Source organism: Luteococcus sp. (genome assembly GCF_043424415.1).
Lineage (GTDB): Bacteria > Actinomycetota > Actinomycetes > Propionibacteriales > Propionibacteriaceae > Luteococcus.
In genome coordinates this window covers 1-5,952 of record NZ_JBHWOO010000295.1, presented here as the reverse complement: position 1 = coordinate 5,952, position 5,952 = coordinate 1, and the positions used below count along the sequence as shown (strand labels likewise).

The window sequence follows — 5,952 nt, the reverse complement described above, 5'->3', positions numbered from 1 at the left end:
ATCATCCTTCCCCATGTCGCCAGTCTGCATCGGCCACGGTAGTCACCAGAGCCAGCGTGGACTGTTGAACCGAGGAACTCCCAACTACCTGTGATAACGCTGGTCAAGCCGTTCTGGACCCAACTTCGGAGAGTGATTATTGCTCGTGATTATTACTCGTGATTATTGTGCGCTGACTCGAAGGATCGTGAGTGACGGGGGAGCGATCCCCAGGTGCGTGAGCATCCTCAACTGCTTGATAAGTGGGTGATCGATGCTGGCTAGCCTCGATCTTTCATGAGGGCTGGTTGGTCAACGGTCCAGCGTCGTTGCCGGTCTCATGCTCGTGATTTTGGCATGTGGGTGTGACAAGTTCCCGCATGTCGTTGCGGGTGGGCGTCGGTTCCACTGCCGAATGGCTACTGCTGGTCGTCGGGGCGGGTGGCGGTGTGGTCAGGGTGGTGTGAGGGCTGCGAGCCGGTTCCAGCCGTCGAGGATGGTTGTGGACCAGGGGTTGTTCTGCTTGAGGTGCAGGATGGTGCGCCTTCCCGTGTGGGCCAACGTGGCGGCCATCGTGAACAGGCGGTGGCGCAGGGTTTTGGGTTCCCATCGCCGCGCAGGGCCTTGGAGGGCGAGCATGGCCATCCAGGCGAGCAGGTCGCCGGCCAGTTGCACGATGAGCAGCCAGATGCGGTTCTGGTTGAAGCCTTGCAAGGGCAGGTTCGACAGGCCGGTGTCTTTGGCGGTGCGGATGCGGTCCTCGCAGCGGGCGCGGCGCCGGTGCCGCATCTCCAAGTCAGCCAACTGACCGGTGCGGGTGTTGGTGACGAAGGCAGTGAGCCGGTATCCGTCGACGTCGTCGAAGCGGAGCTGGGCGCCGGGGTGGGGGCGTTCCCGGCGGACGATCACTCGCATCCCTGAGGGATACCCGTTCAACGATCCCTTGCTCTGGAGGAGGTCGGTGAACTCCACCACTGCTGCGCCGTCGCGGACCTGGCCGTCGGCGTTGTAGGCGTCCTGCCACGCGGTCTCGGGGATGAGGTGGTAGAGCTCCGGGGTGCTCATCGGCAGCGTGAAGCCGATCGAGTACGACACCCCCTTGCTGGAGAGGAAGCCGAGAAGCTGTTTGGAACCACCAGCCCCGTCGGTACGGATCAACACCGTGCGGCCGGGCCTGCTCGGGTTGATCCCGGGCACCTGTTTCAACGCGGAGCGGATGACGGTTTCGTGATCCGACGCGGTGTTCGACCCCGCATTGCCCGCTCGTAACAGCCCCGCCACCGGTTCGCCGGTCCCGTCGGGGCCATGGTCGACGAAGGCCAACAACGGATGGAAGCCGTAACCGTTCTTGAACGTCGCTCGGGCCTGCTCCTTGTCACTGTGAGAGGTGACCAGGGTCGCGTCCAGGTCGATGATGACCGGCTTGTCAGCAGTCGCGTCATGGCCGGGGGCTTTGTCGTCTGCCAGGCCCCACACGAGGTCACGGGCTGCTGCTCTGGCCTTCGCCACGGCCTTCTCCACTCGGTCGACATCGGCCGCGAGGGCGGTGATGGTGCGGGAGATCGTGGGATCGGAGGCCACCGGGCCATAGATTCCGGGTTCGCTGCGTAGTAGGGCGGCGTCACGGCAGGAATCCCCGCCCAGCACCAGTGACATGGCCAGGTCCAGCAGCACCTTGGCCGGATCATGCTTCGCGAGGGGTTTGCGCCACAGCCCGAGCGCCTGGCTCAACACCAGGCCCAGGCCGGAGGCCTGCACGGTTCGGGTGAGCAACACCCCGCCCGCCTGACCCACCGCCGGAACGTTTGCGCGGTCAACTCGGACACACGGATACATCCGGCTACGCTTGTTCACCTGGGAAGTGCTCCTTCACCCGCAACGATTCCGACCTCAGCAATCGGTATCTTCGCAGGTCAGCGGGCACTTCCCTCCTTCACATCCAGACACCCCCATGAAATCTCCGGGCTAACAGGTGGAGCCTACTGTGCAGGGTTTTCGTTCTGGGGCAGGCCACGGACGGAGAGTTCTGGTGCCGTGACCGGGACCAGCTCTGCGAGTGTGGAGAATTGCGGCAGGCTCGCCCAATCCGCACGGTCTCCGATCACGATCAGACGCTGCTTGGCGCGGCTGGCGGCCACGTTCAACAGGTTGGGTTTGCTGGCGGCCCACTGGCGTGCGCCTGGTCTGGCCTTGTCTCCACCGAGTACCAAGATCACGACAGCAGCTTCCCGCCCCTGAGCCGTGTGCACCGTGCCTGCCGATATGTCAGACGAGATGCGTCTCAGACTCTGGCTCAGGGCATTGGCGAGATCCTTGAACGGCGCGATGGCAATGATGTCGCTGGGGTCGACACCGCTGTCCAGCAGTGTCCGTACCTCGGCTGCTGCCTGAGTGATCTGGGCGGCAATGGCGTGTCCCTGGCCTGAACTGGCCTCGACGTCCACCCATCGCGTGGGCGGGATCGTGGAGTCCTTCGGCACTGTGGCCTGCACCATCATCCCGTCGTAGGCGATGGTGTTGCTGATGGTGAACATGGGGTCTTCGCAGCGACGGTGGACCACGAGCGGGGCGCCAACCCAGATGTCCCCTGAATCACGGGCGATCGCGGTTCCATAGGGCATGCTCTGGTCGGCGACCTGCTGCACGCTGGTGCTGGTGGGCAGAGCCCACTCGGGGGCTTGGTAGTGCTCCTGGATGGAGCGCTCCGCCTCTCTGGGTAGTGAGTTGATCGGTTCCAACTGCAGGGGATCGCCGACGGCGATCACGTTGCGTGAGCGCCAGATGGATCCCACGGCCGACGCGGGTGTTGCCTGGCCCGCCTCGTCGATCAGCAACCAACCCAGAGCCTCGGGGGATAGGCCCGCGAAGCAGGAGCCCGCCGCGGCGAAGGTTGTTGTCACCAAGGGAGTGACCATGAAGATGCATTGCCAGGCGGCGGTCAACGCATCGCTGGCAAGTGCAGACGGCGGGTGGCTCACCACGTCCATGGCGGCCCGCAGGTTCTTGCTCCAGGTGCGCGCGGTGTGGGCCAACAGGTCCTGATGGAGGGTCAACGCTGCCGCGAAGAGTTCGTTGCGAGCGGCGTTGAGCTCCTCGGTCTGCCATGGTGCATGGGTTTCCCGAGCGATCCTGGAGTCCCACCATGACGCGTCCGGGTAGGCATCACCCCAGCGTGTTGCTCCGGCGCGCATCGACTCGAAGGCCAGGTCTAGGTTGTGCTTGGTCTCCTTGAGCAGGCCTTGGATCTGGTCATGCCGGCGGTAGGCGTCTGCTGCCTCATGTCTGGCCTCGGACAAAACAGTCTGCGCTGCCTCTGCGGCCGTCCTGGCGGCTTGCACCGCATCGGCGAGCCGTTGGTCCTCCAAGGCCCAGCGCTTGTTGGCCTTCCCCCAGGTGCTCAGCCATTCCCAGAATCCAGGGCGGAAGCGCAGATGAGCATCGCGAACTTCCTTGGCGTCAGCCAAGGCACGCTCGGCTCCGTCGCACAGGCCCTGCTGGGTGGCGACGGTGTTCTGGCATTCGGTCACGACGTTCGAAGTCCGTTGGAGTTCTTGGTCCTGTTGACGGTGTCGTGCCTGTAGGGGGCCAATGGACACAAGAACCTGTTCGGCTCGTTGTGCTTCGTTCAGGAGGCGGTCGACGCGTGCCGCTGCCTCGCGATAGCGAGCGGTGCATTCACCCCACGGCAGTGTTTGTGGATTGTCGTGGCGCTCCTTGAGCCACTCCTGGAGATTCGCGGGTCCCTCACGGTGGAGAGGCTCTTGCGGATCGGTCTTGGCGAACCAGAGGGCGGATCTGAAATTACTGCGGTTCACTGCCTTGCCCAATCGGCCGGCGATCAGCCCCCAAGGCTCCGAAGGGCTCTTCTGTGGCTCCTTCTTCCCATAGGCGAGCTGGAGGCTACGGGCTATCGCGGGGAAGTACGTCGCGTCGGGTAGGCCGTTAGCTGATGCCGCCAAGGGCAGGTTGTCCGAGAGATTCTGGACCGCAAGGTTGTTGTTGGAGGCCACCACCATTTCGAAGCCGGTGAGTTGGCTGCTGAGTGGGAGAACGCTGCGTCGGTAGCCATCCTGGCTCTCCCACGTGAAGGGCGTCGAGTCGAACGCCTCCGCGGGGCGACGAAGCGCGGCGATCGCATCCGCGCGCCGTACGACGAGTTCGGCCAGGACGTCGCGCAGAAGAGTCGTCTTTCCGGTTCCGGGAGGTCCGTTGACGGCGGTGAGGGGCTGGTGGGCCAGCGCCGTGGTCCCGAGTGCCAGATTCACGGCCAGTTGCTGGCTCAGGGCCATGGAATTCCTGGGGTCGCTGGGCCAGCGGCCGCGGGTCATGCAAGAGGCACCCACATTGGCCAAGGTCTGCGTCCACCCAAGAGCCCGCAGGTCGACGCGCTGTGTCTGAGTTGGTCCGGCCAGATAGCGTCCGAGCGCGCTCCCAGAGTCTGAGCCCCTTTGGGCGCCAGTCTTCTGCAGGACTTGGCTCAGGTCCTTCAGATAGAAGCTGTTGAGATAGTCGCTGACGGCAACTTGCTCCTCATCGTCGTTTCGAACTCTTTTGGTTGAGACTGTCCTGCTGACGACGCGGATGACCGAAGAGAGCGGATCGCCCGAGAGGCCAGCGTGCTGGGCGGTTAGGGCATGCAACCGGGAAAGGTGCTGAGCATTCACTGTCAGACGTTCCCCGCCCGTTCGTCGCAACTCGTCCTCGCAGTACTGTTCCATCGCCTCGACAAGACGGGAGTTCGCTTCTTCGAAGTCCACCGCGTTCGGTCTCTGGCTTCGGCGGGCATGGCCGAGACCCCACGCGCAGCTGGAGAGTACCGTGCTGCTGGGAATGATCCCGCCGGCGCCATCAACCACCAGTGCCGCCATGGCACTTTCGCCGCGGGGGCGTTCGTCGAAGAGCTCTTCCGTATGAGCGAAGATCTTGTCCAGTTGGGTGAAGACGTCGGTGAGCGGGAAGACGCCGAAGAAGAGTTGGTGACGCCAAGCTCGGCCGGGCCCGGGAGAGGGGAGATCCAGCCACGTCAGATCTTCATGCCCCACCAAGTTCCTGATCTGTTGCCCCGAAGCTTGTGAGTCAGCCAACTTGGGAATGCTCTGAGGGCTGAACAGCTCAATGTCGAGCCACGTCCTGAGCACAGCCTGGGCCACGTCCATCCCAATCCCTCCGTCGCGTCGTTCCATCCTGCCTTGGGCAGGGGGTCTTGGTCCCCTGTCTCACGGCGGGTGTTTGCTCTTGGATGGACTGTGTCTTGCGACGGCAAGAACTATGTCACCCGGCATGATTGACTCCACGGTCACTCTTCGACGGCAGGATCCCCATGCACGCGCAAGACGTGAAGCTCATCGACCTCTTCCCCGGGACCGTGCGCTTCCTGATGCCCATGTTCCAGCGGCCCTATGTGTGGGGTGAGGAGAAGGAATGGGCGCCGCTGTGGACCGACATCCGGCACCAGGCAGAGATGGTCCTCGCCGCCGGACATTACGGCGACGCACCGTCGCACTTCCTGGGTGCCATCGTCACCGAGCCGCGTGCGACCTTCGGCAAGACGGAGCACGTTGTCATCGATGGTCAGCAGCGCCTCACCACGTTGCAGGTCCTCATTGATGCCGCCGAGCGGATCGTCGACGAGATGGGAACCCCTTCCGATGCCGCTGATCTGCGCGTCCTGATCCTCAACGAGGACTCCCACGGCAAGACGCCTGACGACGAGACCCGCTTCAAGGTGTGGCCCACCAATCGCGACCGGAATGCCTTTGCGGCAGCCATGGACGACGTGCGGCCCGTCCCGTCCCAGTACGCCGAATCCCGTCTGGTCAGGGCCCACCACTACTTCAGCGAGAGCATCAAGGAATGGGCGCTGGCCGACGGCGAGGCCAACGCGGCCGCCCGGTTGGGAGCCCTTACGCGGACTCTGCGCACCCAGCTGGTCCTCGTCGGCATCAGCCTGTCGCAGGGCGACAATGCCCAGGC

3 protein-coding genes are annotated in these 5,952 nt (G+C 64.0%); 1 reads left to right on the top strand and 2 read right to left on the bottom strand.

The annotated features are described in order from the left end of the window. Positions 1–432 precede the first annotated feature (432 nt). A complete protein-coding gene (locus tag ACHFFZ_RS16650; protein WP_394277711.1) occupies positions 433–1,833 on the bottom strand; it encodes an IS1380 family transposase in 1,401 nt (466 codons plus the stop codon). A 125-nt stretch (positions 1,834–1,958) separates the two neighbouring features. Beyond that, a complete protein-coding gene (locus ACHFFZ_RS16645) occupies positions 1,959–5,135 on the bottom strand; it encodes a DEAD/DEAH box helicase (RefSeq protein ID WP_394277710.1) in 3,177 nt (1,058 codons plus the stop codon). A gap of 164 nt (positions 5,136–5,299) precedes the next feature. Between ACHFFZ_RS16645 and ACHFFZ_RS16640 the strand changes: the two genes are divergently transcribed. Then, the coding region (locus ACHFFZ_RS16640; protein WP_394277709.1) for a DUF262 domain-containing protein at positions 5,300–5,952 on the top strand (653 nt) is incomplete at its 3' end.